The following is a 19,066-nucleotide window of genomic DNA, read 5'->3' on the forward strand; positions in this document are numbered from 1 at the left end:
ATGCGTCGGCATACGCCCGTTGCTTTCTTACACCGTGGACGGGGAGGCGTCTTCCGGCGTTGCGGCCAGCAGGCTGGCGCTGTTAATGGTCAGCTGTACCTCCGGCGTCATCAGTTCGCTCAGGATTTCGCTCATCTCATTGACCTTCTCGCCGATGGCATCGCCGGTGTCGCTAATATAATGTTCATCCCGCAGCGTCGCCACCAGGGTGGAGAATACCGCTTTATCAAAAAACTCCGGCGCGTTGATGCCATGCAACACCGAAAGTCGCTGGGCCATAATCCGGCTTTCCTTCTCCAATGTGCCGCGATTGATCCGGGGATTAAAACGCAGCAATGAAAAGGTAATGGCATACCGTTGCAATGTCTCGCGCACGCCCGCCGCCAGCAGTTGCAAGGTAAATGATTGCGGAGGGTTCAAGAACAACCGCCCCTCGCGCTCGGCAATCAGCTCCTGGCGCGACAGTTCCCCGATGAGCGCGTCGATGACCGGGCCGAGCTGCGACGTCTCGTAGCGCATGAACAGCTCGGCTTTCATCAGTGGGTAAAGCAAATCGATACGGCGTGCCAGCTGCGCGCGATCGATGCCGGGATGGCCGATAATGATACTGGCGACCAACGCGGGCAGGATAAACAGATGCTGGATATTATTGCGGTAATAGGTCATCAGTACCGCCTGCTCGCGGGACAGGTAGATGATATCGCCAATGGTATCCTGCTCGACGCTGAATTTGTTCATCGCCAGGGCATGCTCCAACAGGTCCTGCGCCGTGGTGTCCGGCACCGTGACGTCATCGGCGTAGGGCACATTGCGCATCAGTTCCAGATAGCAGGCCAACTGCTGCAAAAGCTGCTCGCGGGTTAACGAACGCTGGCGGGAGGCCAGCAACACCGTGGAACACAGGTTGATGGCGTTTGCCGCCGCGGCGTTATTAATGCGCACCATGATTTTCGCGGCGATGTCATCCACCGCCGGCGCCAGCCAGCCGGGACGCTGGGCTTCGATGGGGTCGATGGAATCACGCCAGTGCGGTACCTGCTGGTTAAGATAGGCGCTTAACGACAGCGGCTCGCCAAAATTGACATAACCCTGTCCCAGGTTGCGTAACTTACGTAAACCGCGCACCATCTGCACAAAGCCTTCTTTTTCCTTGGTGGCGCCCCGTAATTCCTTGGCGTAGGTCGCCACTTCCATAACATGTTCATAGCCGACATAGATGGGCACCAGCGTAATAGGCCGGTTGCCGCCGCGCAGCATCGCCTGGATGGTCATGGTCAATGTGCCGGTCTTGGGATCGAGCAGGCGCCCGGTACGCGACCGCCCGCCTTCCATAAAATATTCCACCGAATAACCCCGGGTAAATAACTCACCCAGATATTCGCGGAATATGGTGGAGTAAAGTTTATTGCCCTTGAAGGTACGCCGGATAAAAAACGCGCCCAGCCGACGAAAAATCGGACCCGCCGGCCAGAAGTTCAGGTTAATGCCGGCGGCGATATGCGGCGGCACCAGCCCCTGATGATACAGGACATAGGACAGCAGCAGATAATCCATATGGCTGCGGTGACAGGGCACATAGACAATCTCATGGCCGTCCTCGGCCAGTTGCCGGACGCGTTCGGCATTGCGCACGTGCAGGCCCTGGTATAGCCGGTTCCAGGTCCAGCTTAATACCCGATCCGACAAGCGCACGGCTTCATAGGAAAAATCCGCCGCAATTTCTTCCATCAGCTCGATGGCGTTTTGCTGCGCTTTATCAGTCGAGATTTTTTTAGCGCGGGCTTCGTCCTCCACGGCTTTTTCAATCGCCTTGGACGCCAGCAGCTTATTGAATAAATCCTGGCGGACAGGCAGCCGCGGCCCCACAGCCACCAGGCGTTGGCGGGCAAAATGAATCATGGCGACGCGTGCCAGCTTCTGCGCGATGGTTTTATCGGTGCCATGCTCGGTCGCCATATAGCGCATGGACAGCGGACGGGAAAAACGCACAAAGCTGTCGCGCCCCAACCACAAGACGGCGATAAACTTCTGGAAACCATTGAGGAGGCGCAACTGGGGCGCCGGCTGGTTCTGCTGCGCTTCACGGCCGGGCGATCGTCCGAACATAACGGATACCGGCACCATCTGGACATCAAGCTGCGGATTATTGCGATGTAAATCCAGATAATCGTGAAACAGCTTCACGGATTCCAGTTTTTCGGAAAAATAGCGAAAAATACGGGGGCCATCGTGGATAAAGACGTAGCGCGGCAAGACGACGCCGTCGATCTCCAGCGGTATCAGCGGATCGGACAACCCCAGTTGCAGACATTGCGCGCGCAGGGTGAGCAGGTCCGTCTTGGAGTTATAGGGCAAAACATACATCATTGGCCGCAGCGGGTCCAAGCCGGCTTCTTGCCGGGGATTGGCGGGAATGGCTTTACTCCGCACCAGTAGCCTGAGCGGTAAATTCAACAACGTATAATAAATAGTACGCCAGCCTGACATATCTTCGTGAAGCCTCTTGTTAGCATTGCGCCACAAGAATACCAGAAACCGCGCGACAGATCTGTGGTGATGCGAACGAGAAGAAACGGTAATATAGGCACAATTTTTCTTTAGCGCGCAAAATTATGGCAAACCAAACCAACGGACTTCGGCGCATCTTTAACGCCATGGGCTATTCCATAAAAGGATATCGCGCCGCCTGGCGGCATGAAGCCGCTTTTCGCCAGGAAGTGGTGGTTGCCGTGGTGGCGATTGCCCTTGCCTGTTACCTGGAGCCAGAACCCGTGGCGCGGATTTTATTGATCGGTTCGGTATGGCTGGTGCTGATCGTTGAGATCGTGAATAGTGCTATTGAAGCGGTGGTGGATCGCATCGGGCCGGAGCTGCATCCACTTTCTGGCCGGGCGAAGGACCTGGGCTCGGCGGCGGTGACCCTGGCCATTGTTTTGGCGCTGTTCGTGTGGATAACGCTGTTATGGCGGTATATTCCTTAAAATGGCCGGCGCGGCCGGTCGTCGGCAGGGTTTTATCACATTTTGCAACGCTTGTGGTTTTCAATTGCTGCGGACCTGTATATACTCACAGAAAGACTGTATAAACAAACAGGGGACGGAATGAAAGCATTAACCGCCAGACAACAAGAGGTATTTGACCTCATCCGCGATCATCTTGCGCAAACCGGCATGCCGCCGACCCGGGCGGAAATCGCGCATCGTCTGGGATTTAAATCCCCTAACGCCGCCGAAGAGCACCTTAAGGCGCTGGCGCGCAAGGGCGCCATTGAAATCGTTTCCGGCGCCTCGCGCGGCATCCGGTTATTGATAGAAGAAGAAACCGGCCTGCCGCTGATCGGCCGCGTGGCCGCCGGAGAACCCCTGCTGGCCGAACAGCATATCGAAAGCCATTACCAGATCGATCCCGATCTGTTTAAGCCCCACGCGGATTTCCTGCTGCGTGTCAGCGGCATGTCCATGAAGGATATCGGCATCATGGACGGCGATCTGCTGGCGGTGCATAAAACCCAGGATGCCCATAATGGTCAGGTCGTGGTGGCGCGAATCAATGACGAGGTCACGGTAAAACGCCTGAAAAGACACGGTAACATCGTTGAGTTGCTACCGGAAAACAGCGAGTTTTCGCCCATCATTGTCGATTTGCGCGAGCAGGAAATGTCCATCGAAGGTTTAGCGGTCGGCGTTATCCGCAACGGCAACTGGATTTAACTCACGGTGCTCCATGGCATCCTGAATATCCCTTATCCCGCGTCAGCGAGAATTTTATGGCGGATAACCGGCGACGCGGAATGCGGGTTCGCCGCCATAAAAGTGCCGCGGCGCGTCCGCTGCCGCTAGCGGTATTTATATTTAGTTACAATTAGCGGTGTACGGGCTGATACCTTCTACCTACTGTTTTATTTCACCTTATAGCCCATACGGCGTTTATAACCCTGCCAATATGGTCTAATCATCTGCTGAATAAACCTTATGCCAAATCCCCTGCTATACTTTAGACATAGGGTTAACTTATGACATGCAGGTTTTGGGACGCAATACGTGTCCTCGCTATGCGCTAACAAAACCTGGAGTGGCAGATGTTGACTGAGAAACCGATAACCAAGGAGAACTCCGATGAACAAAGATGAAGCCAGCGGTAATTGGAAACAGTTCAAAGGTAAAATGAAAGAACAATGGGGTAAGCTTACTGACGATGATCTGACGGTAGTTGAAGGTAAACGCGATCAGTTAATCGGTAAGATCCAGGAACGTTACGGTTACGGCAAAGAAGCCGCGGAAACGGAAGTAAAGGACTGGGAAACACGTAACAAATATCGTTGGTAATGATTTTTGGAAATCATGACTAATGCATATTCACTGTGCGGTTATGGCTTCCTTAAGTGTTCCTACCCAAAGGTACAAGGACGTACCACCTATTTTATATGATCCTATCAGCATTCCCCTGTTTTGCCGCCTCTCCAATGTATTAACCAAACGCGTTATCTCACTTCAGCCATAATAAACGTCATTTGCTCCCGGGTTCTTGTAAAAGCCAAAATGGGACGCTAGCGTTTCTTTATCGCTACGCTATGATCGTGTCCGCAGTCCTGGGGATTGTCACAAGCTTGCACTTCGGCGCATAAGGTACAAAATCCGTGTGCCTCGACGACATTATGGCGCATGGCGAAACCCGTGGCTTGCGCCATTTTTTGCAAAATATCTTCAATGCCTTCGGTTGATTGTTCAGTCACCTGGCCGCAGCGATCGCAGATAAAGAAGGCGGAGGTGTGACTGGGCTGCTCAAAATGGTGGCAAAGAACAAAGCTGTTAGTGGATTCCACTCTATGGATAAAACCTTGTTCCAGAAGGAAATCCAGCGCGCGGTAAATTGTCGGCGGCTTTGCCTGCGGTTCCGTCGCCCGCAGCAGATCAAGCAGGTCGTAAGCACTGATCGCGCCATCCTGCTGTGTCATCAGGCGCAACACTTCAAGTCGCTGTGGCGTCAGGCGCACGTTGCGTTGCTCACATAATTGTTCAGCCTGGCTGAGCAATTGAGACTGATCGGTGGTATTCATAGCGTTTCCCCCACTGCTGATTTCCGCCCTCTATCTTATCATGAAGGCGGAAAAACGCCGAATATTGGCGTGTTTTAACCCATATTGTCACCGGCAAAAGGGTGAGGGGACGGGGATCGGGGGCAGGTTTCTTTAGCTGTGGCGTTCGAACGGAGCCGCTGGTTTTCAGCAAACGGGATAACGGATATTGATACTATCTGTGACGCTGTTGGCAATAGCAATTAAATGGTATATCACCTGTTTATTACTGGCCTTGGTTTTCCGCTTAATATTTATTTTGTGAGAAGAAAGCGTTTTTTCTTTAATGTGCAATTGGGTACAGATATACATGGTGTCATAACCTGACATCCACATGGTTAAAATTTCTACTTCGGTCTTGCTAAAACGCAGCGGAGAGAACCCGATGGCGGCATCGTCATTGCGCCAGGCTTTGGTGTCCATAAAGTAACGGATTATCATTAACAATGTGCTGATCTTTATAAATTTTGATAAAATAATCACATTGTCCCTGATTGGCACGAAATCATGGAACTTAATATTCTCATTACCAATGAAAATAAAAAAAAGCGTCAAAGGCCGTTCGTCAATAATGGATTTTAATCCTTCTCCATCCCCTTGATACTGATAAGAGTTTTGATTAATAAAAACTATCGAAGGATTGGCGTTTTTGCATCTCATTCGCAACGTGCTGATATTGTCCACATCGCGAATGGCGCCTTTGATACCGCTTGCCGACAATGAGCTTTTAAGCGCGCATTTAGTATAAGTGCAAGGATCGAGTATAAATACTGTCATAATAATATCTGCAATTAGATTCATCCTGAAATAAAAAGGATTCGGATAAAAAATGACATAGGGGGATATTAAAATATAAAAATTACTGTCTATATCGATTTATCATTTTTCAACCTTTTATCAGCATGGCTGGATAAATTTGAATTAAGATCATGTGATAAATGATTATGATCGCTTTGTAAATCACTTGGGGAGGTATTGGGATGAAATGGTGCTTATTTGAGACGCCGTGGCCTTTTCACGCATTCTGGAAGCATAATTATTTAACAAGCTTTAAACATTTACCTATGTTTAGTAAGAATTAAACATTAACATGGTTGATGAATCGCCGCATGGGGTGTTCGCTACCTAATAGGGTTTCTGTGATACACTACACAGATAATCTCCCTCTCTTCCTTAAACCCATTTTTATGCCTGCATATGACGTTATGACATTTTCAACCGAGGCTAACAGCCGGCTGGCCGTAGCGCCATTTTCCCCGCAGCGCTTTTCCGTCGCGCCGATGCTGGACTGGACCGATCGTCACTGCCGCTATTTTCTGCGCCAGCTGACCCGTCATGCATTGCTGTATACGGAGATGGTGACCACCGGCGCATTGCTATACGGCAAGGGCGACTACCTGGCCTATAACGAGGCCGAGCATCCGGTGGCGTTGCAATTGGGCGGCAGCGAGCCGGATGCATTGGCGCAATGCGCGCGCATGGGCGCGCTGCGCGGTTATGACGAAATTAATCTTAATGTCGGCTGCCCTTCCGACCGGGTACAAAACGGCCGCTTCGGCGCCTGCCTGATGGCTGAGCGCGAGCGGGTGGCCCATTGTATCGCCGCTATGCGCTCGGCGGTGTCGATTCCGGTGACAGTGAAAACCCGTATTGGTATAGACGAACAGGATAGTTATGAATTCTTGTGCGAGTTTATCCAGACTGTGGCTGAACAGGGCGGCTGCGAGACCTTTATTATCCATGCGCGTAAGGCGTGGCTATCTGGGCTGAGCCCGAAGGAAAATCGCGAGATACCGCCGCTGGATTATGAACGCGTCTATCAGCTAAAACGCGATTTTCCTTCCTTGACGTTTGCCATTAATGGCGGCATCACGACGCTTGACGACGCCCAGCGGCATCTGAGCTGCCTGGATGGCGTGATGATAGGACGCGAGGCCTACCAGAATCCCGGTATGCTGTGCCAGGTGGACAGCCGGTTATTTGGTGTCGTTGATCCCCATGACACCATGACAGCGGTGGTGGAAGCCATGTTTCCTTATATGGAACGCGAGCTGGCGAACGGCACTTACCTCGGCCATATCACCCGCCATATGCTTGGGATATTCCAGGGCGTGCCGGGCGCGCGGCAATGGCGACGTCATCTGAGCGAAAACGCCCACAAGCCCGGCGCCGGTATTGAGGTGGTACGTCAGGCATTGGCCAAAGTGGCAAAAGCTGAACCGATGCGGTGCGTTGCCGAATAACTTTTGCCGGCTGCCCCCAGCCAATGGGTACCGCCATGCGCCGCCGGGGGCGAAAGCGCGTCATGAGGGCTATTGCGGCCATGGCGCGGGATTGAGGCTGCTGATAACGGCGATAATAACTATTAATTAGTCAAAAATACCATTCCTGCTTTGAGCACAACACTATTTTTCATTATTTTTCAATGGTCTGGCGCGCTACTTTATTGGCACGATTTTTGTAATATGTTTATTATCATCGCAATAGGCGCAGAAGGTCCAGCCTGCTGTGTCACCCCGATTTCAGGAGCCTGTAATGGTGGAATTCGTCTTTGTCATCGCATTCTTTTTCATGCTGCTGTTGACCGGTATCTCATTCCTGGGCGTACTGGCGGCGCTGGCGGTGGGTTTCCTGGTCATGATGTTTGCCGGCGTGCTGGTCATGGCGTTGAAACTGCTCCCCTGGCTGTTACTCGCGCTGGTGGTGGCCTGGATCTGGCGTACGGTTAACCCGCCCCGTTTTCCCCGCTATTAAGCTACCCGCCCGGGATGGGCGGCATAGGTGTTATATCTAATCCGAAGTCTTCCAGCTGGCGCCTTACCTGACAAGGGCAAGGTGCCAAAACGTTATTTTTGATATAATAATATTAGTATCCCATAAGCTTTTCAAAAACCCAGCGAATATCTCGATATTGCTTATTTATAGATTGCTATAGTAGCTCTCGTTATTTAAAGCTATGCGTCCACTCACATCGCTATATAAATGAGAGCTGCATTTCATTGAAGCTGGTGTGCATTTTTAATATATATTATTTATAATGCGTGGTATATCATGCAGCTAACTAAAGTTAAAATACATAAATCGTTATTTTATCGATTAGCTTTTTTTAAGTATTTTATTTGGCTTTTTGTTTTTATAATCCTGATGTTGCACTCTGTTATCATTGATGTGCATGCTGCTGAGACGCCAAGTGCCGCTGTATTTATGAGTCGGACTTATATTTTAGGGGAAGGGGAAACGGTTGATTCTGTAGCAAGGAAATATCATATTACAGCGGAAAATTTAAAAAATTTGAATAAATTCCGTACTTTTTCGAAACCTTTCGCTTCATTGACGGCAGGGGATGAAATTGACGTGCCGGATGGCGACACCTTGAGTAAGCCTGGTTTGCCCATAGCCGTGGCGACCGACGATGATCAGCGGTTCATCAATAGGTTTACCACGCTTGGCACGATGATGTCCGCCGATCAATCCGATGGGGAGATGGGAGCAAGGGTTGGCTCGCTGGTGACCGGCGAGGCAGGCGCGGCCATGCAGAAATGGTTAAATCACTATGGTACCGCCAGGGTGAAGATCAATACCGATAATCGTTTCCGCTTCGTAAATAGCTCGCTGGATTTTTTATTACCTCTGTATGACGACGACTCTGCTATGTTATTTGTGCAATTGGGCGGGCGGAATAACGACGATAGGAACACCCTTAATATGGGATGGGGAATAAGAACCTATCATGATGCCTGGCTGTACGGGATGAATTTTTTCTACGATAACGACCTGACCGGCAACAATCGGCGGGCAGGCGTAGGCGCGGAGGCCTGGACCGATTACCTGAAATTATCCGCCAACAACTACTTTGCTTTGTCCGGCTGGCATCAGTCGCGGGATTATGCCGATTATAATGAACGGCCGGCGGACGGCTATGATGTGCGCGCACAAGCCTGGCTACCGGCCTGGCCGCAATTAGGCGGGAAACTCATCTATGAAAAATACCGCGGAGATGATGTGGCCTTGTTCGGCAGGGGAACCCGGGTGCAAAATCCTTATGCCGTGACGCTGGGGGTGAATTATACCCCTTTCCCGTTATTAACCCTGGGCGCAAATTACCGCATCGGAAAAGGTAATAATGAGGATACCTCTATCAACCTGCAGCTAAACTATCGCATCGGCGAGACGTGGCAAAAACAAATCGACCCCGCGGACGTTGCCGTTATGCGTACTCTGGCCGTAAGCCGTTATGATCTGGTCGAACGTAACAACGATATTGTTCTCGAATACCAGAAGCAAGAATTAATCCGCCTGATTTTACCAGAGCAGTTGACCGGAACCGCCGGTGAGACAATGCATATCAGCGCGCAGGTTATGGCAAAATATGGGCTGGCAAGGATTGATTGGGATGCCGCGGAGCTTGTGGGGGCGGGGGGCGCGGTAACCCTTCCTGCCACGGATGCCATCGACATCGTGCTGCCGCCGTTCCGGCAGGGAGGAGCTTCGGCCAACCGCTATCATCTGCGCGCGCGCGCCATCGACCAACAGGGCAATGGGTCAAACCAGGCACAGGTGGTCATCAACATCGTGGCCCCCGCCGAACAGCTAGTGATAAGTGGGCTTGCGGTGACGGTGGATAACGCCGAAGCGAACGGCGCCGCGGCTAATGAGGTTCAGGCCACCGTCACCCTGGCCGGGCGGGCGGTCGCCGGGCAGGCGGTCAACTTTAGCGCCACCAATGAGGCCACGGTGCCAAGTCCAGTGGTCACGGACCGCTTTGGTATCGCCACCGCCCGGATTACCTCGTTGAAAGGCGGTACCAGCCAGGTGAGGGCGACGGTCGCGGGCAGCAGCCGCGCGGTGGATGTGCATTTTGCTGCTGTCGCCGCGCCGGACGAAGCCAACACGACGCTTGAGATTTTAACCAGCGGCGATAAAGTGGCCGACAATATTGACGCCCACCAGATTAAACTTACGGTAAGGGATATAAACAATCAGCCCCTGGCCGATCTGCCGGTGACCTTCTCGGCGGATAATGACGCCAGGGTGAATCCTGCCAGCGGACGCACGCGTGATGACGGTACCTTGATGGCAAGCGTCACCACCGATCGGCCGGGGCCGGTCAAGGTGACGGCGGCGGTCGAAGGTATCAGCAAAACCTCCGGGGAAATGCATTTTATCGAGCAGGTGGTGATGCTGAGTATCGCCGTTACGGCAAATGATGGTTTAAGCAACGGCCTCCAGCAAAATGTCGCTGAAATTATTGCCAAAGATGTTAACGGCATTCCTTTGCCAAATGTCCAGCTTGCGTTAAGCGCCGCCTATACCCTGCCTTCAAACCCGGGGACCTTAACCATTGATTCGTCAACCAACCCGGTGACAGATGGCAATGGCAGGGCGGAGGTGCGTTATACCAGTACCAGCAATGGCAGCGTGGTTCTCACCGCCGCATTGGGAAATGGGCAAAACTACTCCAGCACCGGCGGCCGTTTCGCGTCGCCTACCGCTACCTGGCGTGTTATCACCAATAATCAGCCCGCTGACGGCTTTTCACGTAATAGAATCGAAATAGACCTTCTTTCGCCGCGAGGCGAACCGGTGCCTAACGCAAGAATAGATATCACCTTTGTCCGGGTACAGTCTGGTGTCCAGCTGCCGTCAACTGCCGCGGCCGTCGTCAACCCTGTTTTTACCGGTGCTGACGGTATCGCCACCCTTGAAGCAACCAATGGCTCGGCGGAAGCAAATGTGGTGGTCCTGGGGGCATTAGCCGCTTATAACCTGGGCATGCAAATAAACAGTACAGGTAATTATATGAATTTTCTATAAAATAAACGGTGACTATAACCGCGGATAATTGACAGGCGGACCCGTCGTTACACCGGCAGGGTATAGGAAATATTGCCGGCCAGCACGGCGGGAACATTGGCTTGTTGCGCGGCTTCGCCGCCGCCCCATACGCTGACCCGTGAGTCATCCTGTAGCGCGGCGAAAGACCTTCTACCGCCATAGATAGCGCGTATATTACGTAAGTATGTGATATTTAATGGAGGGTTTCCCCCTGCGAATGACGAGCCCCATGCCGCCACGCTACCATCGGCGCGCAGGGCGGCAAAGGCTGTTTCCGTACTGCTCAGAGAGACAATATCCCTTAAACTGCCGATGACGCCCGGCAGGGGGCCGCCAAAGTATTCATGACCCCATGCTACGACACTGCCATTTTGACGTAGAGCGGCAAACGCGCCTCCGTTGCCGCACAGGGCGATGATATCCCGTAACGTGGCGATTGCCATAGGCACAGACCCGCCATACTGCGCGGTACCCCATGCGACGACGCCTCCGCCTCTGCGTAAGGCCGCAAATGCATAGTTTGCCGACACTACGCTGATAATATCGGTTAGCGCGCCGATTTCCGGCGGGAGTTGCTGCCCCCCTCCCCAGGACAATACGCTGCCATTGCGCCTGAGTAGGGTGAAGGTAAGGTTTGATGCGCTTACGCTTATGATATCGCGTAATACTTCGGCTTCCGGTGGCACGATGCCACCGCCTGAAACTGTGCCCCAGGCCACCACGCTACCGTCCTGGCGCAACGCGCTAAAGGCATTAGCCGTTGCCCGCAGGCTGACGATATCGCGAAGTTGGCTGATGTTGTAGGGCACCGACCCGCCTTCGGACGGCGAACCCCAGGCCACCACCCCGCCGTTTTGCCGAATGGCGGCAAAAGCAAAATCACAGGCGCACAGGCTTATAATGTCACGTAAATTACCTATGTCGGCAGGTACCTCCCCGCCCCGGCCCGCGATCCCCCAGCCGATCACGCCGCCATTTTGCCTCAGGCCGGCAAAGGCGTTAAGCGTGGCGCAAAGCGTCACGATATCGCGCAGGCCGGCTATTGCCCCCGGCACCGTTGCTTCAGCATTCCCCCATGCTACAACGCTGCCATTATTAAGGCAGGCGGCCACAGCACCGAAATGATTGTCATTGATTATTACGTTCAACGGTCGTATCCGCGCCGTCGCACCGCCGGCCGTGACCCGCAAAATTTTTTCCGGCTTGGTATCAATAAAATACGCGCCGCTGACGCTAATCGATTCACCTTCATATTGCCAATGGGCGTTAAGTAATGTGCGATCCATACGGTTAAGCGCGGTTAACAGCGTGGGATTCCCCGTGTATCTCGCCGTTTGCTGGGATCGCCGCCCCATGACCCAGGGTATCATGCCCGGCGTCCCCGGCGGGTGGAATTGCGACGTAACGGAATCTATCGCGCCGGGTCGGTTAATGAGAATGGCCTGTACGATAACAGTTTCCGCACTTTGATTAGTGAAAAAAACCTGGGCCCTGCCCGTTACGCCGGTACGAAGTTGCTGTGTTGCTAAGCCATTGGTAAATCGCGCGTTGCCGGATAAGGTAAACAGGGTATCTTCATTTGCCAGCAAAATGTCGTTATCCCGTAAGGCTGTTGCCGTCGCGCTATTGGTATCCTGCCCGTCTGCGGTTGCGGATGAGGTGGCGGATAGCGATACTGAAAATTCCTGGCGCATGTTTGCAAGATAATACATAGGCGATTCTCCTATCTATCCCTGACATAACCGGGTGCCGCAATGCCGGGGACCGGTTGCGCGACGAAATCGGTATTCAGCGTGAATGCCCCACCGGCAACCTGCGGCAGCCGCAGGATCACCGTCACCCTCTCGACATAGGTATTAGTGATATTGATAGCGACCGAATTGTCGCTGTTCAACGCGATGGTGGCGGCTTGCGCGTTGTAGCCGGCAATAACGGCATGCCCGTTTACCCTAACGTCGATTTCGGTGATATATATGCCCCCGGCCTGGGGGCGGGTTTGCAGGTAAATAGAATTCTGCGTGCGGCCATTCGCCGGAGCATGAGTGGTAAAGTTTATGGCTTCGATATTTTCATTGCCAATTTTATAAGGACCAAAAATCATGGTGTCGTGCAATACGCGATCGGGCCTGTCGGTTTCATAGGCTGTTAAATATATCATTACTTGTCTTGGCGAATACACCTTAAAAAATCCAAGCCCATTTTGGTCTAAAAAAAAGCTATATTTCTGACTGTGCGACTCATAAATAAAAGCAGGTTCGCTAACAGTGACATTAACCTGGGCAGTTGGCCTCCCCACCAATGCCCCTTGATTAAACGGTTCTACATTAATAGCGTCGTAATCAATACTGGCGGCATTGGTTGAAACCGCCATAGCCAACGGGGGTGAAGGCGCCTGGCTATTGCCGGTTATAAAGACCTCCGCCGCCGGCGATGTACTCGTTTGATTAAACGTATCTGTGACCGTATAGAATAGCGTGTTATTTCCGTTCGGAACATTATACGCCGGGATAATTGTAGAAAATGGCGGTTCATTGGCTAAATCCATAATAATGCGCTGGAGTACTGATGTTCCATTAAATATGAGATCAATATAATCGCCCAGCCCTGCGGTCACATAGCGGGGAACAATTACAATCAGTCCCCCCGCCACCGCCAAATCGTTTCCGGTAACGACACCCTCTTTTTTTTGAGGAACTGTAGGTTCAGGCAATGCCATAGCGTTTCCCCTTTTTGTCCATAATTCACTATTACGGACGATGAGAGCCAGGGTTATGTTCTGGCTCGGGATATTTTGGTAATACGTCTATCCGGGTAACACTGTATTGATCAATACTCTTGTAATATTGGAAACACTAACTGCATTTGTAATACGATTGATAATGCTATAAGAAATACTGCCGTTTACGCCACTGAGTTCCCGGAGATTGAAATAATTTATAGTGGCGTTTGTGCCCACCGTTGAGTTGGTCACGTCACCCTCCGCTACCACCGTACTACGGATAGGTACGCCGGCGTAGGTGCTGAGTGCTAACGTTATTCTGTAATGGTCCCCGTTGGAGACATTCGGCTGGCCACCGGGAATTTGCACTATGACGCCCTGGACCGCGGCATTATAAGTTATACGATAATCGGATATGTAGGGTAATGTTGGCGCGGCCAGAGTTGGAAGACTATAGGGGCTTCCTTCAATAGCAAGAAGCAATGGCGTGGAGGGAAAAAAGCCGTTCTGACTTTCTACTTCATAATAAACAAGGTAGGTTCCGTCAACGAGGTCGACTCCTGCATCCACTAGACCGGAAATATCTATGACCCAAGGGATATTCGTACCATCATAGAATCTTTGCGTTTTAAAAGACCCCCAGTAAAAAGTGAATACGTCGCCAATTGCCAGCACAACCGGGCGATATATGAGTGCCTGGACGCCTTGTTTGATAACGCTACCGGGCAAGACATTTTGTGTCGTCAGACCATTCACGCGCACCGGCAGCAAACTGGCATTAAAATAGATTATATTAATTGATGCGCTATTACCGCCGACAGAAGCTGTTACCGTCGCGGTGCCGAATTGAGGATTTGCCACTGAATTCATCAGCGTATTAGTGGTGATCCCATTATTGTCCGTCTCAGTGACCTGTGTAATTTCACCAAAAGAAGAACTCCAGGTTACCAACGCGTCTCTATGGGGCACCCCCGCCGAACTGGCGAAAAGGCTCAGCGTTACATCCGGGATGACTTGTGGGTTAATATAATAGGTCTCAGAGGTCAAGGATATCTCTACCGCCAGCGGATTTACCGGGCATACCGAATTGTGCTCTGGTGCATAATCAGGTTGATAAAATGTGTCAGACATAAGCACCCCTCTAAGAAATTACGCTAAAATTGCCGGCACAAATACCGGCAAAATTATCTTTTGTTTGTTCATTCCCAATCGGATTTGTTGCACACACATGGGCAATGCGGAAATAAATCAGCATAGATAAAGCATATGTTTATCAGCATCAATGAAATCGGCTAATTCAATATTAAGCGCGGCAATAATCGGAAGTCCATTGCCTTTTTCGCCTTATTACGCCCAAGGCGCTTTTCCTCGCACCGCATGGCCGGATGCCACTATCAAAAAATGAGGCGCGCGGCGTATGCGTATAAGTAAGGAAGGGAAATGTGGGCGATGGATCACACTTTGATGTTTTGCTGACGTCAGTCAGCGGCAAAGTATGCATTTTACTTATCTATCCTGTTAGAATAATACCTCGGTTTTAGCATAAGCGTTTCATCGGCATCGGTGAATAATAGCTGTATAAGCAGCATACACCGTTGTTTAAGCCACTGTCCTACCTACACACGCGTTTTGCAGTTCGTTGTAATCGACGGGCCTTCGTGAGAAGGCCCGTTTTTTTGCATGGCGCAAGGCATGCTTTGGCCATGGATTATCCCCGCGGTCGGAGAAGGGAAGGGATAATGTGGCCGAACTTAATCAGGGTATTAATAATGAGGAGCCGTTGGTTTCACGGTTTTCCAGTGCCTCGTGCGCCCGCCGTGCCTCGCCCAGGGGGTATTTTTGCCGCTCCGGTACCGTGATCTTGATGGCGCCGCTGGCAATCATCGAGAACAATTCGTTACTGGCAAATTTCAGCTCTTCGCGATTGGTGACATATCCGTTAAGCGAGGGACGGGTAACGTACAGCGAGCCTTTTTGGTTCAGGATGGCCAGGTTAACGCCGGTCACCGGGCCGGACGAGTTGCCGAAGCTGACCATCAGGCCGCGCCGGCGCAGGCTGTCCAGCGAAGCTTCCCAGGTGTTTTTACCCACTGAATCATACACCACGCTCACCTTGTTCCCCTGGGTCAGCGCCGCAACGCGTTCCGGCACGTTTTCTTCCCGGTAGTTGATGATTTCCCAGGCGCCGGCCTCTTTGGCCAGGGCGGCTTTTTCCTGCGAGCCGACGGTGCCAATCATCTTGGCGCCCAGCGCCTTGGCCCACTGGCAGGCAATGCGGCCGACACCTCCGGCGGCGGCGTGAAACAGGAAAATTTCATTCGGTTTGATTTCGTAGGTCTGGCGCAGCAGGTAAAAGACGGTCAGGCCTTTCAAAAATGACGCTGCGGCCTGCTCAAACGAAATGGCGTCGGGCAGGAGGGCGATATTTTTTTCCGGCACGTTATGCACGTCGCTATAGGCGCCCAGGGGCGACTGCGCATACACCACCCGATCGCCCGCCTTCAGCCCGGAGACACCGGCGCCCACCTTGATGATAATGCCGGCGGCCTCGGTCCCCAGGCCCGACGGCTTGGCGGGCGTCGGGTATAACCCGCTGCGTACATAGGTATCGATGTAATTGATGCCTATGGCTTTATTCGCAACCTGCACCTCGCCCGCCGCCGGATCCGCCGGGTTAAACTCCACGTATTGCATCACTTCCGGTCCGCCGTTGGCGGCAAACTGAATGCGCTTGGCCATGTCTGTTCCTCGCTTGGACAATGTTATTTACCCTTTATTTAACCATAAGCGCTTAATACCGGTTTGCAAAGCCGCATAGGATTTGGCGACAATCAACGCTACAATGCTGTTTTACCCAATGTCGCATCTATCAGGCAAAACCATTATTCCATGTCAGAAAAAAAACCAGCCGCCAAAACACAATTTTCCCGTGACCGCCAGGTCGAGGGTCTGAAACTTCCTCCCCATTCGCTGGAAGCGGAGCAGTCGGTATTGGGCGGATTGATGCTGGATAATGAACGTTGGGATAACGTCGCGGAACGCGTCACCGCCAAGGACTTCTTCAATCGTCCCCACCGCCTGATTTTTGGCGAGATGCAGCGTTTGCTGGAGCTGAACAAGCCGATCGATCTAATCACGCTTTCCGAGTCGCTGGAGCAGAAAGGCGATTTGGATTCGGTGGGCGGGTTCGCCTACCTGGCGGAATTATCCAAAAACACGCCCAGCGCGGCCAATATCTCGGCCTATGCCGATATCGTGCGGGAACGGGCGGTGGTGCGTGAAATGATCGCCGTCGCCCACGAAATCGCCGACGCCGGTTACGATCCCCAGGGGCGCAGCAGCGAGGATTTGCTCGATCTGGCGGAATCCAGGGTATTCCAGATTGCCGAAAACCGCGCCAGCAAGGATGAAGGTCCCAAGAGCATCGACCGCATCCTGGAAGACACCGTGGCGCGCATCGAGCAGTTGTACCAAAAACCGCATGACGGCGTTACCGGCGTCTCAAGCGGTTATTCCGATCTGGATAAAAAAACCGCCGGCCTGCAGAAATCCGATTTGATTATCATCGCGGCGCGCCCGTCGATGGGTAAAACCACGTTCGCCATGAACCTGTGTGAAAACGCCGCTATGACCGAGGATAAACCGGTGCTGATTTTCAGCCTGGAAATGCCCGGCGAGCAAATCATGATGCGTATGCTGGCGTCACTGTCCCGCGTCGATCAGACGCGTATCCGCACCGGCCAGCTGGACGATGAGGACTGGGCGCGAATTTCCAGCACCATGGGCATCCTGCTGGAAAAACGCAATATGTATATCGATGACTCGTCGGGGCTGACGCCGACCGATGTACGCTCGCGCGCCCGGCGGGTTTTTCGCGAGCACGACGGCCTGAGCCTTATCATGATCGACTACCTGCAGCTGATGCGCGTGCCGCAGTTGTCGGAAAACCGTACCCTGGAAATCGCCGAAATTTCCCGTTCGCTGAAAGCGTTGGCAAAAGAATTGCAGGTACCGGTAGTGGCGCTGTCCCAGCTCAATCGCGGCCTGGAGCAGCGCGCCGATAAACGTCCGATCAACTCCGATCTGCGTGAATCCGGCTCCATCGAGCAGGATGCCGATCTGATCATGTTTATCTATCGTGACGAGGTCTATCACGAAAACAGCGATATGAAAGGTATCGCGGAAATTATTCTCGGCAAGCAACGTAACGGCCCGATCGGGACGGTACGGCTGACCTTTAACGGACAGTGGTCGCGGTTCGATAGTTACGCCGGGCCGCAATATGATGATGATTAACAACCAGGACAAGGATAATGAAAACGGCAATCGCCGTTATTGACCGTGATGCGTTGCGCCATAACCTACGGCAGGTTCGCCGGTTGGCGCCGCATAGCCGCGTGGTGGCGGTGGTAAAAGCGCAGGCATATGGTCATGGGCTGCTGGAAACCGCGTTCGCCGTGCAGGATGAGGCCGATTATTTTGGCGTTGCGCGTCTTGACGAGGCGCTTCAGCTGCGCAAAGCCGGCATCACCAAGCCGATTTTGCTGTTGGAGGGATTTTTCAGCGCCGATGAGCTGCCGCTCCTGGCCGAATACCGTCTCGCCACCGCGGTGCACAGCCCCGAGGAGCTGCAGGCGCTGGAACAGGCTACGCTGGCGCATCCCCTCGAGGTCTGGCTGAAGCTGGATACCGGCATGCACCGCCTGGGCGTACGTCCGTCCCAGGCCGAGGCGTTCTACGCGCGGCTGGCGGCCTGTCGGAATGTCGCCGGGCCGGTGAATATCATGAGCCACTTCGCCCGCGCCGACGAGCCGGAGCTGGATACCACCCGCCGGCAACTGGCCGTTTTCGACGCCTTCGCGCAGGGCAGGCCGGGCAAACAATCCATTGCCGCTTCCGGCGGCATCCTGCTGTGGCCGCAATCCCACCGCGATATGGTGCGCCCCGGCATCCTGCTCTACGGCGTCTCGCCGCTTGATAACAACACGGCGGCGAACGACGGTTTTCGCCCGGCGATGACCCTCGCCTCCGTGCTGATTGCGGTGCGCCGCCATCGTGCCGGCGAAGCCTGCGGTTACGGCGGCACCTGGGTCAGCCCGCGCGATACCCGCCTCGGCGTGGTGGCGTTCGGCTACGGCGACGGTTATCCGCGCAGCGCGCCGAACGGCACCCCGGTGCTGGTTAATGGCCGCGAAGTGCCGCTGGCGGGGAGGGTTTCCATGGATATGCTGACCGTCGATCTCGGGCCGGACGGGCGTGAGCGCGTGGGCGACCGCGTCGAGCTGTGGGGGCCGCGGCTTCCGGTGGAACGCATTGCCGCCGCCAGCGGCATCAGCGCCTATGAGCTTATCACCAAGGTCACCTCGCGGGTCGCGCGCGAGTATGTGGATGGCGGCGACATCCGTTAAATTTTAATTAGGGTTATGACAAATAATTAT

15 protein-coding genes are annotated in these 19,066 nt (G+C 53.2%); 8 read left to right on the forward strand and 7 right to left on the reverse strand.

Annotated features, from left to right (window positions below):
* Positions 1-27 precede the first annotated feature (27 nt).
* Positions 28-2,487: a glycerol-3-phosphate 1-O-acyltransferase PlsB gene (plsB, locus tag ACL2XQ_RS00370; protein WP_413727378.1), complete on the reverse strand. Its 2,460-nt coding sequence runs from the start codon at positions 2,485-2,487 to the stop codon at positions 28-30.
* Between the two features lie 125 nt (positions 2,488-2,612).
* On the opposite strand from plsB, the gene ACL2XQ_RS00375 reads away from it, so the two are divergent.
* From ACL2XQ_RS00375 to ACL2XQ_RS00385, 3 genes are all read left to right on the forward strand, one after another.
* Entirely contained in the window at positions 2,613-2,981 is a 369-nt protein-coding gene (locus tag ACL2XQ_RS00375; RefSeq protein WP_410012625.1) for a diacylglycerol kinase, read from the forward strand.
* A 120-nt stretch (positions 2,982-3,101) separates the two neighbouring features.
* Positions 3,102-3,710, forward strand: a complete 609-nt coding sequence (gene lexA / locus ACL2XQ_RS00380) for a transcriptional repressor LexA (protein WP_410012624.1) — start codon at positions 3,102-3,104, stop codon at positions 3,708-3,710.
* A 405-nt stretch (positions 3,711-4,115) separates the two neighbouring features.
* Positions 4,116-4,325 carry a CsbD family protein gene (locus tag ACL2XQ_RS00385; protein ID WP_410012623.1) on the forward strand — a complete coding sequence of 70 codons (210 nt, stop codon included), beginning with the start codon at positions 4,116-4,118 and terminating at the stop codon, positions 4,323-4,325.
* A 221-nt stretch (positions 4,326-4,546) separates the two neighbouring features.
* Here the strand turns inward: ACL2XQ_RS00385 and zur are convergent, their stop codons facing one another.
* Together zur and rcsA are read right to left on the reverse strand one after the other, a co-directional pair.
* Entirely contained in the window at positions 4,547-5,056 is a 510-nt protein-coding gene (gene zur, locus ACL2XQ_RS00390) for a zinc uptake transcriptional repressor Zur (protein WP_410012622.1), read from the reverse strand.
* A 165-nt stretch (positions 5,057-5,221) separates the two neighbouring features.
* Positions 5,222-5,851, reverse strand: a complete 630-nt coding sequence (gene rcsA / locus ACL2XQ_RS00395) for a transcriptional regulator RcsA (protein ID WP_413727376.1) — start codon at positions 5,849-5,851, stop codon at positions 5,222-5,224.
* Positions 5,852-6,279: 428 nt separating this feature from the next.
* Here rcsA and dusA point away from each other — a divergent pair, with 428 nt between their 5' ends.
* From dusA to ACL2XQ_RS00410, 3 genes are all read left to right on the forward strand, one after another.
* Positions 6,280-7,317, forward strand: coding sequence for a tRNA dihydrouridine(20/20a) synthase DusA (dusA, locus tag ACL2XQ_RS00400; RefSeq protein WP_410012620.1), 1,038 nt, complete (start codon positions 6,280-6,282; stop codon positions 7,315-7,317).
* Positions 7,318-7,609: 292 nt separating this feature from the next.
* Positions 7,610-7,828: an envelope stress response protein PspG gene (pspG, locus tag ACL2XQ_RS00405; RefSeq protein ID WP_410012619.1), complete on the forward strand. Its 219-nt coding sequence runs from the start codon at positions 7,610-7,612 to the stop codon at positions 7,826-7,828.
* 297 nt (positions 7,829-8,125) lie between these two features.
* Complete coding sequence (locus ACL2XQ_RS00410) at positions 8,126-10,888, forward strand: inverse autotransporter beta domain-containing protein (protein ID WP_413739920.1); 2,763 nt, start codon at positions 8,126-8,128, stop codon at positions 10,886-10,888.
* A 47-nt stretch (positions 10,889-10,935) separates the two neighbouring features.
* On the opposite strand, the gene ACL2XQ_RS00415 is transcribed toward ACL2XQ_RS00410, so the two are convergent.
* From ACL2XQ_RS00415 to ACL2XQ_RS00430, 4 genes are all read right to left on the reverse strand, one after another.
* Positions 10,936-12,621: a hypothetical protein gene (locus tag ACL2XQ_RS00415; protein ID WP_413727374.1), complete on the reverse strand. Its 1,686-nt coding sequence runs from the start codon at positions 12,619-12,621 to the stop codon at positions 10,936-10,938.
* Between the two features lie 11 nt (positions 12,622-12,632).
* Positions 12,633-13,625 carry a hypothetical protein gene (locus tag ACL2XQ_RS00420; RefSeq protein ID WP_413727373.1) on the reverse strand — a complete coding sequence of 331 codons (993 nt, stop codon included), beginning with the start codon at positions 13,623-13,625 and terminating at the stop codon, positions 12,633-12,635.
* Positions 13,626-13,712: 87 nt separating this feature from the next.
* A complete protein-coding gene (locus ACL2XQ_RS00425; RefSeq protein ID WP_410012615.1) occupies positions 13,713-14,759 on the reverse strand; it encodes a hypothetical protein in 1,047 nt (348 codons plus the stop codon).
* 624 nt (positions 14,760-15,383) lie between these two features.
* A complete protein-coding gene (locus tag ACL2XQ_RS00430; RefSeq protein WP_413721845.1) occupies positions 15,384-16,367 on the reverse strand; it encodes a quinone oxidoreductase in 984 nt (327 codons plus the stop codon).
* Positions 16,368-16,517: 150 nt separating this feature from the next.
* Between ACL2XQ_RS00430 and dnaB the strand changes: the two genes are divergently transcribed.
* Entirely contained in the window at positions 16,518-17,924 is a 1,407-nt protein-coding gene (dnaB, locus tag ACL2XQ_RS00435; protein ID WP_410012613.1) for a replicative DNA helicase, read from the forward strand.
* A gap of 17 nt (positions 17,925-17,941) precedes the next feature.
* Positions 17,942-19,036: an alanine racemase gene (alr, locus tag ACL2XQ_RS00440; protein WP_413727372.1), complete on the forward strand. Its 1,095-nt coding sequence runs from the start codon at positions 17,942-17,944 to the stop codon at positions 19,034-19,036.
* Positions 19,037-19,066: the final 30 nt, after the last annotated feature.

Origin of the sequence: Sodalis sp. RH14 (assembly GCF_047324285.1) — a bacterium.
Taxonomy (GTDB): domain Bacteria; phylum Pseudomonadota; class Gammaproteobacteria; order Enterobacterales; family Enterobacteriaceae; genus Acerihabitans.

What these genes read in the sequence shown, in the direction of transcription:
- plsB (WP_413727378.1), bottom strand. Translation starts at nt 2,487, where the DNA reads ATGTCAGGCTGGCGTACTATTTATTATACGTTGTTGAATTTACCGCTC.
- ACL2XQ_RS00375 (WP_410012625.1), top strand. Translation starts at nt 2,613, where the DNA reads ATGGCAAACCAAACCAACGGACTTCGGCGCATCTTTAACGCCATGGGC.
- lexA (WP_410012624.1), top strand. Translation starts at nt 3,102, where the DNA reads ATGAAAGCATTAACCGCCAGACAACAAGAGGTATTTGACCTCATCCGC.
- ACL2XQ_RS00385 (WP_410012623.1), top strand. Translation starts at nt 4,116, where the DNA reads ATGAACAAAGATGAAGCCAGCGGTAATTGGAAACAGTTCAAAGGTAAA.
- zur (WP_410012622.1), bottom strand. Translation starts at nt 5,056, where the DNA reads ATGAATACCACCGATCAGTCTCAATTGCTCAGCCAGGCTGAACAATTA.
- rcsA (WP_413727376.1), bottom strand. Translation starts at nt 5,851, where the DNA reads ATGACAGTATTTATACTCGATCCTTGCACTTATACTAAATGCGCGCTT.
- dusA (WP_410012620.1), top strand. Translation starts at nt 6,280, where the DNA reads ATGACATTTTCAACCGAGGCTAACAGCCGGCTGGCCGTAGCGCCATTT.
- pspG (WP_410012619.1), top strand. Translation starts at nt 7,610, where the DNA reads ATGGTGGAATTCGTCTTTGTCATCGCATTCTTTTTCATGCTGCTGTTG.
- ACL2XQ_RS00410 (WP_413739920.1), top strand. Translation starts at nt 8,126, where the DNA reads ATGCAGCTAACTAAAGTTAAAATACATAAATCGTTATTTTATCGATTA.
- ACL2XQ_RS00415 (WP_413727374.1), bottom strand. Translation starts at nt 12,621, where the DNA reads ATGTATTATCTTGCAAACATGCGCCAGGAATTTTCAGTATCGCTATCC.
- ACL2XQ_RS00420 (WP_413727373.1), bottom strand. Translation starts at nt 13,625, where the DNA reads ATGGCATTGCCTGAACCTACAGTTCCTCAAAAAAAAGAGGGTGTCGTT.
- ACL2XQ_RS00425 (WP_410012615.1), bottom strand. Translation starts at nt 14,759, where the DNA reads ATGTCTGACACATTTTATCAACCTGATTATGCACCAGAGCACAATTCG.
- ACL2XQ_RS00430 (WP_413721845.1), bottom strand. Translation starts at nt 16,367, where the DNA reads ATGGCCAAGCGCATTCAGTTTGCCGCCAACGGCGGACCGGAAGTGATG.
- dnaB (WP_410012613.1), top strand. Translation starts at nt 16,518, where the DNA reads ATGTCAGAAAAAAAACCAGCCGCCAAAACACAATTTTCCCGTGACCGC.
- alr (WP_413727372.1), top strand. Translation starts at nt 17,942, where the DNA reads ATGAAAACGGCAATCGCCGTTATTGACCGTGATGCGTTGCGCCATAAC.